The organism is Paraburkholderia sp. GAS333 (genome assembly GCF_050435665.1).
GTDB classification, from domain to species: domain Bacteria; phylum Pseudomonadota; class Gammaproteobacteria; order Burkholderiales; family Burkholderiaceae; genus Paraburkholderia; species Paraburkholderia fungorum_A.
On record NZ_JBNDKS010000003.1, the window covers coordinates 1,224,667 to 1,239,127 of the forward strand.

The following is a 14,461-nucleotide window of genomic DNA, read 5'->3' on the forward strand; positions in this document are numbered from 1 at the left end:
CAGGTTTTGCCTGGACTTTGCCGTTACTGCAGGGTTACCTCGAGACGATGCTGAAATCCGGATCGTCGCGGGCAGGATTGTCTAAGATGGGATAGCAGTCACCGACCCTTATTAACCGCGATCGGCACTTACGTCGGCACCTACGCTCACCATTCGGGGTGATTCATGAATGTCGGAGTATTCGCAACCCTGGTCGCCACATCTTTCGTGCTGCTGCTCGGCGAAAAACTCGTCCAGTGGATCGCGGTCCTGCGGACCTACTCGATTCCCGCTCCGGTGGTCGGCGGCCTGCTCGTCGCGCTTGCTGTCCTGTTGATCAGGCTGGTTTCGAACGTGCCGGTGCGCTTCGATTCCGCGCTGCAAACGCCGCTGATGTTCGCGTTTTTTTCCACCATCGGTCTCAACGCGAATTTTTCCAGCCTGAAAGCGGGCGGTCCCGTGCTGGTCCGTTTTCTCGCGCTGGTCAGCGGGCTGCTGATTCTGCAGAACGTGCTGGGGTTGGGGCTGGCATTCGCGCTCGGCGTCGATCCGCTGTTCGGTTTGCTGGGCGGCTCGATCACGATGTCCGGCGGACATGGAACGGGCGCCGCTTGGAGCCAGATCTTCGCCGAACATCACGGATTGCAGTCCGCCAGCGAGATCGCCATCGGCTGCGCGACGTTCGGCCTGGTGGTCGGCGGCGTGCTCGGCGGTCCAATTGCGCGCTACCTGATGCGCAAACTCGGCGATAAGGAACGGCAGCGGCTCAGGCAGCAGGAAGCGGAGCAGACGCTCGTCTTCGAAGAACCGAAGGCCGAGCAGCCGACCACGCCTGCCGCTTTTATCACCACGCTCGCGTTGATCTCGGTGTGTCTGACCTTGGGCGAGATCGTCGCCGACTGGCTGGCCGGAACGCCTTTCGAAATGCCGACCTTCGTTTGCGTGCTGTTTATCGGCGTGATTCTGAACAATGGGTTGCCGTTTGTCGGCGTGAAAATTCCGCAGCATGCGGTCGCGCTGCTGGGCAACGTCAGCCTCGCGCTTTTTCTGGCGATGGCGCTGATGAGGCTCGACCTCTGGGAACTCGCCGGACTGGCGCTCCCCGTGCTCACGATCCTCGCTGGACAAACCGTGCTCACGGCGGTCTATATCGTCTTCGTGACTTTTCCCGCGATGGGCCGCGACTACGACGCGGTCGTGCTGAGCACGGCGCAATGCGGTCTGGGGATGGGCGCGACGCCGACCGCCATCGCGAACATGCAGGCGGTGACACATCGCTTCGGCCATTCGCATACGGCGTTTCTGATCGTGCCGATGGTCGGCGCGTTCTTCATGGATATCGTCAACGCGATCGTGATCAAGCTGTTCCTGATGCTGCCGTTTTTCCGTTGACGAAGAAGCATCACGCTCAGGCTTCCCTTCGCGACGCCTGTTCGCGGATCGCCGCACAAAATCTGTCGACGCTCCACGTTTCGTGAAGCGCGCGAGAAAACAGATCCTGCTGACTCTCGGGAGCGAGGCCGCCGAGCGGCGGGTCGCGGTCGAGATTCGTCGGAAACGGATAGCCTTCGGCACATGACGCCACCGTCGCATCGATTTCGGCTTGCGTCATGCTCGACGCCACCACGCATTCGCGTAAGACCGGATACAGCGCCTCACACATCTTCGCGCGATTCAGCGATTCCATCGCGCGGCCATACGCCGATGAAATCTGCAAAAGATTCGCCATGCGCTGCACCGACGTTGTCCTGTTCGTGCCGGCTGCGTGAAACAGCGCCGGGCTGAAAAAGATCGCATCGCCCTTTTCAAGCGGCAACTGCACGAAGTGCGTCTCGAAGTAATCGCGGAAATCCTCGCGACGCCACGCGAGATAACCCGGCGCGTATCGCTGCGAAAACGGCAGCAGTTTCGTCGGGCCGCTTTCCACGGGCATGTCGCTGTGAGCAACCGCGCCCTGCAGCGTGAGAAAGGGCGACATTGTGTGAACGTGCGGCGGGTAGCGCTCGGCCTGCGCGACGGTCTGGAAACCGAGGTGATAGTCGCGATGCGCCTGTTGCGCCTGTCCGCCGGGGCGTACGACATTCACTTGCGACGTCACCTGAAAGTGCGGCCCGAGCCACGCCTCGGCGATGCCAGCCAGCACCGCGTTCGAATAGTAGCGGGCGAACACCGACGGAGCGCGTAGACAGAGCTTCTCCTGCGCGTTCCAGATGCGATCGTTGGCGCCCGCCTTGGCGAAATGATCGGCGGCTGCAGCACCGGATTCGCGCTCTTCGCGGATGATCGATTCGAAGACCTGGGTGGCGTCGTCGACGGCTGCGGTGTCGGTATAAACGTGTTTGAGCACCAGCACGCCCGCGCCGCGATTCAACACGTCGGCCCACTCGGCCTGCAATTGCGCGCGATGCGGTGCGCTGTCGAGCGTGTCGCGGAGCGCACGGCAGTCGTACAGCGGGATGTTCTCGCGTAGATCGGCCGCGAACTTCAGATTAGTGTCTTCGGGCTGCGACTGGAGTACGGCGACAAAGCCCTGAAGTGAGCAGTCACGCTCTCTGTACCAATGGGTCGGCGGCGTTTCGTGGCGCGAGTCGGTGCGGCTCATGGTGTTTCCCCATCGGTGGATTGTCTGGTGTCAACAATAGTCGTCCGACGCGCGGTTGCGTAAGCCTGAATCCCTCAGAAACACCTCGCACAGCGAGTCATACCGATTCGACGGCCAAAAAAAAGCCGCGGGCAGATTGCCGCGGCTTGAACACACACGCCGACCGATGAGGTGCCGACGTCCAATAAAATCCTAGCGATGCGTCAGCGTTGAAACAATTGGGTTTCTCGTCTGACGTTTTATCGCCGTGCGCAAAGGCTCATGTACACGGCGTGGCAAGAAAAATTTTCGCGCGGATGTTGTAAAAAACCAAACGCGCGAGCCGCTGTTAAACCAGCCCGGTCATGTAATACACCGCGATGACGAAGAACACGGCCAGGGTCTTGATTACCGTCACCGCGAAGATGTCGCGATACGACTGACGATGCGTCAATCCCGTCACCGCCAGCAGCGTAATCACCGCGCCGTTGTGCGGGAGCGTGTCCATCCCGCCGCTCGCCATCGCGACCACGCGGTGCAGCACTTCCATCGGAATCTGCGCGGCTTGCGCGCCCTTGATGAACGTGTCGGACATCGCCGCGAGCGCGATGCTCATGCCGCCCGACGCCGAACCCGTGATCCCCGCCAGCGTGCTGACCGACACCGCCGCATTGACGAGCGGATTCGGAATGCTCTTCAGCGCATTGCTCACCACGAGGAAGCCCGGCAGAGCCGCAATCACACCGCCAAAGCCGTATTCCGACGCGGTATTCAGCGACGCCAGCAGCGCGCCCGCCACCGCAGCCTTGGTGCCGACCGCAAAACGCTGGCTCACGCGGCCGAACGCTGTGACCACGACCATGATGATGCCGAGCAGCAACGCGCCCTGCACGGCCCAGATTGCGACCAGGCTCTTGACCGTGGTTTCGACCGGCGCATGCAGACCCGGCAGGATGTCCGGCGTGATGGTGTACGTCGCGCCGTACCAGGAGGGAATCCAGCGCGTCAGCAGGAAGTTCGCGACGCCGACCACGATCAGCGGTGCAACCGCCAGCAGCGGATGCGGCAGTTGCTTCGACTCGACGCGTTCCGGCTCGTTGACCAGATCGGTGCCATAGCCTTCGCCGGTTGCCATCGCCGCACGACGACGCCATTCGAGATACGTCAGACCGACCACGATGATGAACAGCGAGCCGATCACGCCGAGTGCGGGCGCGGCCCATGACGTCGTCTTGAAGAACGTGGTCGGGATGATGTTCTGGATCTGCGGCGTACCCGGCAGCGAATCCATCGTGAACGAGAAGGCGCCGAGCGCGATTGCGCCGGGCATCAACCGCTTCGGAATATTGCTCTGGCGATACAGCTCGGCGGCGAACGGATAAACCGCGAACACCACCACGAACAGCGACACGCCGCCATAGGTGAGCAGCGCGCACACCGCGACGATCACCGCGTTCGCGCGCGACCGGCCGATATAGCGGATCGCGGCGGCGACGATCGATTCCGAGAAGCCGGACAGTTCGATGACCTTGCCGAACACGGCACCCAGCAGAAACACCGGGAAGTACAGCTTCACGAACCCGACCATCTTGTCCATGAAGATGCCGGTGAACACCGGCGCGACGGCGGCGGGTTCGGTCAGCAGAACGGCGGCGAGCGCCGCGATCGGCGCGAACAGAATGACGCTGTAGCCGCGATACGCGGCAAACATCAGAAACGCCAGTGCGGCGAGGACGATGACAAAGGACATTGGGTCTCCAAAGCTTGGTTGTTCTACGTGTAAGCCATCCTGATCATGCGACGGCCCGGCCCCTCAAGTGCTGGCTCCGTGCCGCGCAAGCCGCTTTGTCTAATGCGTTGATTGCACAGGCCAAAGCTGAAATACGAGATTCGGCCGATTGTACCCAAACGTCTCCAAAACGGGACGCAATTTAGCTGAACATAAGCTGAACTGAGGTTAAACCCCTATACAACCGGCCTGTTGACTGTCTCTCTAATGAGATAAGCTGTCTACAAAACGAGACAGCCTGATAAAACAATATCTGGAGACCGCGACAGCATGATGAACGACTGGGCCGGCGTGCCTGCCAACTATGGCGACGTATTGCGCCGGGCGATGGACTCGCTTTTCCGCACATTCGAAAATTTCAGCGAAGGCACGTTTATCGTCGACGCCGACGCACGCGTCGTCTGGATCAACAAGCGCTATGCGGCGCGATTCGGCTTTTCCGATCCGCAGCAGGCCGTGGGACGCGATTGCGAAGCGGTGATCCCCAACAGTCTGATGCGCGAAGTCGTGAACACCGGCAAGCCGATTCTGCTGGACATCATGGAGACGGATCGCGAGCCGCTCGTCGTTACCCGCTTGCCGCTGAAAGATGACGCGGGCGCGACGGTCGGCGCGGTCGGCTTTGCGCTGTTCGACGAACTGAAAGCGCTGACGCCGCTGTTTTCCCACTATTCGCGCGTGCAGGAAGAGTTGATCGCGACGCGCCAGTCGCTCGCTCAGGCGCGGCGGGCCAGATATACGTTCGGCAGTTTTGTCGGCACGAGCGCGGCGAGCCTCGAGGTGAAGCGCCAGGCGCGACGCGCGGCGCAACTCGAATCGCCGGTCTTGCTGCTGGGTGAAACCGGCACCGGCAAGGAGTTGCTCGCGCATGCGATCCACGGCGGCTCGGCGCGCGCGAATCAGCCGCTGGTGACGGTCAACGTCGCGGCGATTCCAGACACCCTGCTCGAAGCCGAATTCTTCGGCGCGGCGTCCGGCGGCGCGGATCAGAAAGGGCGGGTCGGCAAGTTCGAACTGGCGAACGGCGGCACGCTGTTTCTCGATGAAATCGGCGATATGCCGCTGTCCGTCCAGGGCAAATTGCTGCGAGTGCTTCAGGACAAGGAGTTCGAGCCGCTCGACTCGAACCGGATCGTCCACGCGGACGTGCGGATCATCGCCGCCACCTCCGCGGATCTGCCCGCGCTGGTCGCGGCGGGACGTTTTCGCGCGGATCTGTTTTATCGGCTGAACGTGCTGACGATCCACGCGCCCGCATTGCGCGAACGCACGTCCGACATCGAGGCGCTCGCCTACGCCATGCTGGAAGATCTGTCGACGCAAACGCGCGGCGGCAGTCACGTGGAGCTTCATGACGACGCGTTGCGGGTGCTGTGCGCCTATGCGTGGCCGGGCAATGTCCGCGAGTTGCGCAATACGCTGGAGCGGGTGGTCATGCTTTCCGACAGCGAGCGGATCGACGCGCAGGCGCTGGCGTCGTTTCTCGGGCCGGTGCAAGGCAGCACGCATGCGGGGCGGGTCGCCGCCATGCCGTCGTCGCCGCCCGCGCCGACTATCGCGTCAGGCGTCGTCGCCGACGAACCCGCGTTGTGGAGCGACGCCATGGCTACTTTCGAAAAGCGCTTCCTGATCGACGCATTGCGCGCGAATGGCGGCCGCGTGATCGACACCGCCAGCCAGATCGGCATGGGCCGCGCTACGCTTTACAAGAAGATCGCGGCATACGGCATCGGCGTTTGAAAGGCCCGCCAGCCCGCGACGGCGAATGACGCAGCGCAATGTCCGCGTGGCACAATCGCGAGATCGAAAAACAAGACGTATCGGGGCATCAAATGAAACGCACTTTCTCCTCTTTTGCACGCCGCGCCTGCTGCGCCACGCTGGCTGCGGGCGCGCTCGCGTCTGCGCTGGGCGGTTGCAGCAGCAGCCCGCCGCTGTTTCTGTCCGACGGTCGACAAACCACGCTGGTTCAGTGCCCCGCCGGTTCCGACAATTGCTCGCAGCAGGCCACCGCGAGCTGTGGCGGCGCGTTCGATGTCGTTCGCCAAACCACCGATAACGGCACGCTCAACCTGATTTACGCCTGCCGCACAAAATAACGAAACGCCAGCGCAATGCTGGCGTGGTGGATTAAGGTTAACCCGTATTTTCTCTATTCAGTCCGCTATAACGGCGGACCTGTCGATTCCTCCCCAGATTCCCGTATCGCCCGCCCCAGCGCGTATTAATTCAAACGACGGCCATTGGCGCACGCGCATATCCGTCATAAATATCTGTGCGTAATATGCATCCGTACAACGGGTAGTATGCGTATCAGATACCAAGGCGGCTTTGGCTTTAAGTCACGAGCGTTGATGCGTATTAAATAATCAGCCGCTTTTTCGTCATTGCACGAGGGTCGGTGCGGAAACCAACGGAGCGCTGATTGTCCCGGCAGTAATCTCTATTTACGGGTTCGGGATCAAACATAAACGCAGGTTTTTCCGTTTTTTTTAGAGACGGAAAAACATTCAAGCATAATTTTCCGTTCCGGTAAGAGTGACATCCATTGCGGCACGTTTCATGCATAGAGAATTCGACTTTGCATTAATTCAATGAGAATGACGGGGATAGCAATGAATCATCATCAACTCGAAAAAGATATTCAGCACCTGGAACACGTGATTTCGCATATTTCCGCTGAAGACCGAATCCCGCTGTCCTATTGGCGTAGCCGTATCGAACTGGTGTCCGGCGCGGTGCGGGTGCCCGCGCAGGCCAGCCGGGTCAAACGTCTGACCGCCGCTCTTTCGGCTCTGGAGAATCGGCAGAAAGCCTGATTGCCGGCTTGAATGTGCAGGTTGCGGTGGGTGTGGAGTGCAGTCGTGTAACCTTCGACGACGTAACGTTTTCTGCAAGAATGACGGAACGTAACGTGTGAGCGGGCAGTCGGGCCGCGTGTCGGGGGTCTCTCCATCCACTGAACAGGACAAACATGCAAGCAGCAGGATTTTCCGCGCCCCGTCTCACCGCGTTGACCAACGCCATGCAGGGTTATGTGGAGCGCGGCGAAGTTGCGGGAGTGGTGTCGCTGGTATGGCGGCGTGGCGAGATCGGCTATTTCGAGCCGCTCGGTTTGCGCGACGAAGCCGCGCAGTTGCCGATGGAGCGCGACACGCTGTTCCGCATCGCGTCGATGACCAAACCGGTGACCAGCGTCGCGATCCTGATGCTGGTCGAAGAAGACCGGCTGGCGCTCGACACGCCGGTTTCGCTATGGCTGCCGGAGCTGTCCGGGCTCAGCGTGCTGCGGGACCCCGCCGGTGCGCTCGACGAAACCGATCCGCTGAAAGCGCCGATCACGGTGCTCGATCTGCTGACGCATCGCGCCGGCTTCGCTTATCACTTCACGGCAACCGGCCCGCTCGCCGACGCCTATGCGGCGACGTTCAACGGCTTCGAAGCGCACGGCGACCCGAGCGCCTGGCTGCGTCGCATCGCGCAATTGCCGTTGATGTTCCAGCCGGGATCGCGCTGGCATTACGGCGTCGCCACCGACGTGCTAGGCGTGCTGATCGAACGGGTGAGCGGCATGTCGCTCGCCGATTTTTTCCGCACGCGTATTTTCGAGCCGCTCGGCATGCGCGATACCGCGTTCTGGGTCCCCGAGGCGCAGCTTTCCAGGCTGGCCGCCGCATATAACGTCGATCCGGCCACCGGACGGCGCGTGGTCGAAGATCACGCGGCGGACAGCCGCTGGGCGAATCCCGAACGCTTTCAGAGTGGTGGCGGCGGACTGGTGTCGACCGCGCAGGACTATCTGCAATTCGCACAACTGCTGCTCGGACGCGGTCGCCTCGGCAGCACGCGTTTGCTGTCGCATCGCTCGGTCGATCTGATGCGCTCGAATTTCCTCACGCCCGAGCAACGCCGCGTGCTGGCGTTCGGGCGTCCGATCTGGGCTGGGCAGGGTTTCGGCCTGGGCCTCTCGGTGGTCGACGATCCGGCGCAGCAGTTGCCGCTCGGCTATCGCTCGACCGGTTCGTTCGGCTGGCCCGGCGCGTACGGCACCAGCTGGTTCGCCGATCCGGTGGAAAACCTGATCGGTTTGATGCTGATCCAGCGCCGTTCGATGGACGCATTTCCGATGTCCGTCGATTTCGAACGCCGCGTGTACGATGCCATTGACGACTAAATGCGTCGGCTGTTGCAACTGACAATCCAGCATCGCGCGCAGTTGCGTTTTTTTCTATCCGGCGGTTTATTCGTCTGATAGTGTCCGCACTGCAATTCGCCAAACCGATGGGAGCATCCGCCATGGCCTCGTACAAACAACTGACTGCGCAACTCGAAAAACTCCACAAGGAAGTCGCAGTGGCCCGCGAAAAGGAAATTGCGCAGGCGATTGCCGACATCAGGCAGAAAGTTGCCGAATACGATCTGACTGCCGAGGAATTGGGCTTTACGACCGAGCACAAACCGGCGCGTAAAGCGGCTTCGGCGTCGGTTGCGAAGTATCGCAATCCGAAAACCGGTGAAACGTGGAGTGGCCGGGGCCGCTCGCCGAGTTGGCTCGTCGGTAAAAATCGCGAGCGGTTTCTGATTGAAGCGTGAAAGCGCTTTATTGCGTACGGCGGGTTTATCAGGCTCGCGGCACCTGGCCTGTTGCATAACGGGCTGAATCAGAAGTGATGTTTTATGTGGTTTATTTCGCACCGCAACGTAGGTCCCGAAAACACTCACCTTTCGCGTGAGCGGGCATGCGGAATATCGGATTTTCCTGTCAACGGCACTCAGGCGCGTTTGTTTCGGTGAGCCTGGTTTTGTCGCGCGACGCACCGTCCCATTTGATACATACGCTTCGTGCTGCGGCGGCGCGCGTTCCCGACGAAATCCGCGTGAGCCCTTGCTGCAGGGCGTTTCAGCGCTTCGCAATAAAGCGCCGTCGGGCCTTTTGACGGTTTCCGACCGACTTCCTCACGCTCGACGAATAAACAAAGCCCACGCGGCAGGTGCGTGTACGAACGTCCTTTGCATTCACCTTTGGCGGCCGTCAGGAGGCCGATCACGGCGAGTCCCGAAAACCCTCACCTTTGCGGTTTGTCCCTGACGCGCGTCGCACTGCGCTCGGGGCAAACCCGGAGTTGAGTTCGCCTCATACCCCGGATCAAAACTCATCGATACATGGTCGCGGAGGCCGAACGCCACAATCGGTCATCCATTCAACTTCGACGGAAAGACCATGAGCGTATCGACGGACAAACAACTCTTTATCGGCGAAGGATTCGAAGGCCCGGGCGTCAACCTCGCGCATATCAACGTACTGGTCGGCCCGCGCAACGGCCCGGCAGGCCAGGCTTTCGCCACTGCGCTCGCGACCCCGTCGGCAGGCCACGCACCGTTCGTCGTGATCGCGCGACCCGGCGTGCCGACCAAGCCGCTGACGCTCTATGTGAACAAGGCGCAGATCGGCAGCGACTTCCACGGCAACGCGACGTGGGGCGCATCGCAGGCGGGCATCGCGAGGGCGGTGGCCGAGTCGCTGGAAAACGGCACGTTGCCGCCCGAAGCGGAAAACGATTGGGTGGTGGTGTCGGCGAACTGGGTCAACCCGTCGACCGACGATCTCGACGCCGTCTTCGACAACAACTACCGCGCGTGCAAGAACGCGATTCTCGCGGCGATGAAAGGCCTGCCGCATCGCGATGAAGTGTTCGCCGCCGCGCGCGACGTATCGAATCCGTTCTACACCCCGAAACAACGTTAATTGCGTGCCGCGCGGCGCGCTAGGGTGTGCCGTCCGCGCTGCTGGATGCGACCTGGAAGGAGACAAGCATCATGGAATACATTCGCCTCGGCCAGTCCGGTCTGAAGGTTTCGCGTCTGTGCCTCGGCACGATGAACATGGGCACGCCGCAATGGAAGCCGTGGATTTTCGACGAAGCGCAAAGCGAGCCGATCGTTCGCCATGCGCTCGACGCAGGCGTTAATTTCATCGACCTCGCCGATTTTTATTCGACCGGCGTCGGCGAAGAAGTGGTGGGCCGCATCCTGAAGCGCTCGGCGCGTCGTGAGGAAATCGTCGTGGCGACCAAGGTCGGCTACGACATGGGCACGTATCAGAACGCGGGCGGCCATTCACGCAAGCACATCATGGACGGCATCGACGGATCGCTGAAGCGGCTCGGCATGGATTACGTCGATCTGTACATGCTGCATTTCTTCGACGTGAATACGCCGGTGGAGGAGACCATGGGCGCGATGAACGACATCGTGCGCGCGGGCAAGGCCCGTTATATCGGCGTGTCGACGATGTACACGTGGCAGCTCGCGAAGATCATCCAGGTGTGCGAACGCAATGGCTGGCACAAGCCGGTCAACATGCAATTGCAGTTGAACCTCGCGTATCGCGAGGAAGAGCGCGAAATGATTCCGTATTGCCAGGATCAGGGCATCGGCGTGTCGGTGTTCAGCCCGCTCGCGCGCGGCCTGCTCACCTGCGACGCACACTCGACGCGCAATCAGACCGACTTCTTCACCGCGCAAATGTACGGCGATGTCGCGTCGCGTGAGATCGCGGCGTCGGTGGCGCGCGTGGCGGCGCGGCGCGGCGTGTCCGCTGCGCAGATCGCGCAGGCGTGGGTGCTCAATCATGGCGGCGTCGCGAGCATGCTGGTCGGCGCGGATACCCCCGCGCAATTCGACAGCGCGCTGGCCGCGCTCGGCACGACGCTTTCCGCCGACGAACTGTTCGAACTCGAACGCAACTACACGCCGTGCGATCTGATCAACGATTACACGGCCGGCCGCCGCGTGGCCCGCGAGCCGCGCGCCGCGCAAGGTACGTTCGACGAAACGCTGGAGAAAGCCGCATGAACGAATTTCTCCGCACAGGGCACTACATCGGCGGTGAGTGGTACGACAGCGCGAGCACGTACCCCGTGTTGAATCCGGCGACAGGCGAAGTCATCGCGCAAGTCGCGAAAGGCGGCGCGGATGAAACCGCGCAGGCCATCGCGTGCGCCGCGAAAGCGTTCCCCGCGTGGCGCGCGCTCACGGCGAAAGAGCGCAGCGTGCGCGTGAAACGCTGGGGCGAGTTGATGCTCGAGAATCGCGACGCGCTCGCCGAACTGTTGTCGCTCGAACAAGGCAAGCCGCTGGCCGAAGCGCGTGGTGAAGTCGGCTACGCGGCGAGCTTCTTCGAATGGTTCGCCGAAGAAGGCAAGCGCGCGTACGGCGACGTGATCCCGAGCCCGAATCCGAACGCGAAGATCATTGTGACGCGCGAGCCGGTTGGCGTGGTCGCGGCCATTACGCCGTGGAATTTCCCGCTCGCGATGATCACGCGCAAAGCCGGTCCCGCATTGGCGGCCGGTTGCACGATGGTGCTCAAGCCATCGGAGGAAACGCCGTTGTCGGCCTTCGCGCTGGCGGTACTGGCCGAGCGCGCGGGCATTCCGGCGGGCGTGTTCAACATCGTGTCCGGCGATGCCGTCGCGATCGGCGGCGTGCTGACCGCATCCGACGTGGTGCGCAAACTGTCGTTCACCGGCTCGACGCGCGTCGGCAAGCTGCTCGCGAAGCAGTCGGCGGATACGCTGAAGAAGCTGTCACTCGAACTCGGCGGCAATGCGCCGTTCATCGTTTTCGACGACGCCGATCTCGACGCCGCCGTACAGGGCGCGATGGCCTCGAAATTCCGTAATACCGGGCAGACCTGCGTGTGCGTGAACCGCTTCTACGTGCAGGACGGCATTTACGACGCGTTCACGTCCGCGCTGACCCAGGCGGTGCGCAAGATGCGCGTCGGCAATGCGTTGCAGGGCGACGTCGAGCAGGGTCCGCTGATCAACCAGGCGGCGTTGAAGAAGGTCGAAACGCACGTCGCCGATGCGTTGCAGAAAGGCGCGAAGGTGTTGACCGGCGGCAAGCCGCACGAGCTCGGCGGCACGTTCTACGAGCCGACCGTTCTCGCCGATGCGTCGCGTTCGATGTTGATCGCCGAAGAGGAAACCTTCGGGCCGGTCGCCGCGTGCTTCCGCTTCGAAACGGAACAGGAGGTCATCGCTGCGGCGAACGACACGCCGTTCGGTTTGTCCGCGTATTTCTACACGCGCGATCTGGCGCGTGCATGGCGCGTCGGCGAGGCGTTGGAGAGCGGCATGGTCGGCATCAACGAAGGCATTCTGTCGACCGAGGTCGCGCCGTTCGGCGGCGTCAAACAGTCGGGCCTGGGCCGCGAAGGCTCGAAGTACGGGCTCGATGAATACACGGAACTGAAGTACATGATGATGGGCGGCCTCGGACGCTGATCTTCGACCTGTGCCGCCGTCGTCAGTGCTTGCAGTTGTGGGCAGCATTGGCGGCGGCACCACCAGACGTAGCGGCAACGCGCTCGCAACGCCCGGCGATTCATACCAAATATGGAGACAGCGTGAGCAATCAGGACATTCAGGTGGCCCTTCCTGGGCTCGCCCCTACCTTGCCGTCTGCGGCGGCGTCCGCGCACGGCCCCGTTCCGCTCGACGACGTTCCGCTGAACGCCTTCCACGTGAAAATCGCCGGGCTGACGTTCGGCGCGCACCTGACCGAAGGTTTCGCGCTCGGCACGATCGGCTACGCGCTCGCGTCGATGAACCGGCAGATGCCGATCGACGCGTTCTGGATGGGCATGATCGGCAGTTCCGCGCTGATGGGCATCTTCCTCGGCAGCCTCGTATTCGGCTGGCTGTCGGATCGCATGGGTCGCCAGAAGATTTTCCTGCTGAGTTTCCTGATCATCACCGCCGCCGCGTTCGCGCAGTTCTATGTGCGATCGCCGGCGGAGTTGTGTTTGCTGCGCGTGCTGATCGGCTTTGGGATGGGCGGCGATTTCGCGGTCGGCCACGCGATCCTCGCTGAATTCTCGCCGCGCAAGCATCGCGGGACACTGCTCGGCTCCTTCAGCGTGGTGTGGACCATCGGCTATGTCATGGCGAACGTGCTGGGCATGCATTACGCCGATGCTTCACCGGATGCGTGGCGCTGGCTGCTCGCGTCGGCGGGCGTGCCGGCGGTGATCGTTCTGCTGCTGCGCATCGGTACTCCGGAGTCGCCGCGCTGGCTGCACGGCAAGGGCCGGGTTGCGGAGGCCAAGGCGATCGTGCTGAATCATTTCGGCCCGAACGTCACGCTCGACGCCGGTCATGACGAGCATGCGCAAACCTCCGGCGGCTTCGCCCGGCTGTTCAGAAAAGACCTGATTCGCCGGACTATTTTCAATTGCGCGTTCTTCGTGTGTCTCGTGATCCCGTATTTCGCGATCTACACGTTTTTGCCGACCATCCTGAAGGCTATCCATCTGAATAACGATTCGGGAGCGGACTTCCTGTTGAACGGCTTCCTCGTACTCGGCGCGCTGATCGGCATCTGGCTGACGATTAAATTGCCGCGTCGCGTGTTTCTGATTGGCTCGTTCGCGGTGACGTGCGTATCGCTGGTCGCGCTGGGCTTCCTGCCAGAATCGGCGACCGTCGGCATGATCGTCGCGTTCGGCATTTTCACGTTGACCATGTCGGCGTTTTCCAACCTGGTTGGCGTATTTCCGCCCGAGTGCTTTCCGACCGAAGTGCGTGCCTGTGGCGTCGGACTCGCGATTGCATGCAGCCGGCTCGGCTCGGCGGTCGGCACGTTCCTGCTGCCGCTCGGCATCGTCCACTTGGGCTTTCACATCACGATTCTGGTGCTCGCGGCGGTGCTGCTGGTTGGCATGATCGTGTCGATTGCATGGGCGCCTGAAACGAAGCATCTGACGTTGAACGAAGCAAGCGGCGTGTAGTCCGCCGATCGGGGCGCCGCGCACATCACCGCCCAGGCTTGTTCCGAAGCACTTTCCGGCCGCGCGCGACGGCGCCCGGCCGGGCTCCTTTCCCCCTGATGCAGCCCCAGGCGTGTATCATTCGTTCCCTGCGCTGTTCTGCGCTGGCGATTCCCGTAGTGCCGAACGCTCGTTCGTGACCTGTTTTGCGACGCGGCGAGTTTGCCAGTCGACGCGGGTCCCGGCCCAACTCCCGCAGCCCGACGCCGCCGCGCAAGGCGCGGCATACCGGTCGCCCCAGGCCGCCGGGAACCGCCCGAACCCCCTATCAGTGATC

The 14,461-nt window shown here is 62.0% G+C and carries 12 protein-coding genes; 10 read left to right on the forward strand and 2 right to left on the reverse strand.

The window, feature by feature from the left end; all coding sequences use genetic code 11:
- Positions 1-165 precede the first annotated feature (165 nt).
- A complete protein-coding gene (gene gltS, locus ABH945_RS21285; protein WP_074770960.1) occupies positions 166-1,371 on the forward strand; it encodes a sodium/glutamate symporter in 1,206 nt (401 codons plus the stop codon).
- 16 nt (positions 1,372-1,387) lie between these two features.
- Here the strand turns inward: gltS and ABH945_RS21290 are convergent, their stop codons facing one another.
- Together ABH945_RS21290 and ABH945_RS21295 are read right to left on the reverse strand one after the other, a co-directional pair.
- The gene (locus ABH945_RS21290) at positions 1,388-2,581 is read right to left on the reverse strand and encodes a phytanoyl-CoA dioxygenase family protein (protein ID WP_429251817.1); all 1,194 of its coding nucleotides are present in this window, start codon (positions 2,579-2,581) and stop codon (positions 1,388-1,390) included.
- A gap of 328 nt (positions 2,582-2,909) precedes the next feature.
- A complete protein-coding gene (locus ABH945_RS21295) occupies positions 2,910-4,310 on the reverse strand; it encodes a GntP family permease (RefSeq protein WP_074770962.1) in 1,401 nt (466 codons plus the stop codon).
- Positions 4,311-4,619: 309 nt separating this feature from the next.
- On the opposite strand from ABH945_RS21295, the gene ABH945_RS21300 reads away from it, so the two are divergent.
- From ABH945_RS21300 to ABH945_RS21340, 9 genes are all read left to right on the forward strand, one after another.
- Positions 4,620-6,089: a sigma-54 interaction domain-containing protein gene (locus ABH945_RS21300; RefSeq protein ID WP_429251818.1), complete on the forward strand. Its 1,470-nt coding sequence runs from the start codon at positions 4,620-4,622 to the stop codon at positions 6,087-6,089.
- Between the two features lie 92 nt (positions 6,090-6,181).
- Positions 6,182-6,448, forward strand: a complete 267-nt coding sequence (locus ABH945_RS21305) for a hypothetical protein (protein WP_074771252.1) — start codon at positions 6,182-6,184, stop codon at positions 6,446-6,448.
- A 516-nt stretch (positions 6,449-6,964) separates the two neighbouring features.
- Positions 6,965-7,168 (forward strand): hypothetical protein, encoded by a 204-nt coding sequence (locus tag ABH945_RS21310; protein ID WP_074770964.1) that lies wholly within the window; start codon positions 6,965-6,967, stop codon positions 7,166-7,168.
- A 155-nt stretch (positions 7,169-7,323) separates the two neighbouring features.
- Positions 7,324-8,523 carry a serine hydrolase domain-containing protein gene (locus ABH945_RS21315; protein WP_429251819.1) on the forward strand — a complete coding sequence of 400 codons (1,200 nt, stop codon included), beginning with the start codon at positions 7,324-7,326 and terminating at the stop codon, positions 8,521-8,523.
- A gap of 122 nt (positions 8,524-8,645) precedes the next feature.
- On the forward strand, positions 8,646-8,942 hold the full coding sequence (locus tag ABH945_RS21320) for an H-NS family nucleoid-associated regulatory protein (protein WP_074770966.1): 297 nt from the start codon (positions 8,646-8,648) through the stop codon (positions 8,940-8,942).
- 628 nt (positions 8,943-9,570) lie between these two features.
- Entirely contained in the window at positions 9,571-10,095 is a 525-nt protein-coding gene (gene fae / locus ABH945_RS21325; RefSeq protein ID WP_074770967.1) for a formaldehyde-activating enzyme, read from the forward strand.
- A gap of 71 nt (positions 10,096-10,166) precedes the next feature.
- A complete protein-coding gene (locus ABH945_RS21330; protein WP_074770968.1) occupies positions 10,167-11,204 on the forward strand; it encodes an aldo/keto reductase in 1,038 nt (345 codons plus the stop codon).
- The gene (locus ABH945_RS21335; RefSeq protein ID WP_429251820.1) at positions 11,201-12,640 is read left to right on the forward strand and encodes an NAD-dependent succinate-semialdehyde dehydrogenase; all 1,440 of its coding nucleotides are present in this window, start codon (positions 11,201-11,203) and stop codon (positions 12,638-12,640) included. The genes ABH945_RS21330 and ABH945_RS21335 overlap by 4 nt, the downstream gene beginning before the upstream one ends.
- A 122-nt stretch (positions 12,641-12,762) precedes the next feature.
- Complete coding sequence (locus tag ABH945_RS21340) at positions 12,763-14,145, forward strand: MFS transporter (protein ID WP_429251821.1); 1,383 nt, start codon at positions 12,763-12,765, stop codon at positions 14,143-14,145.
- Positions 14,146-14,461 lie beyond the last annotated feature (316 nt).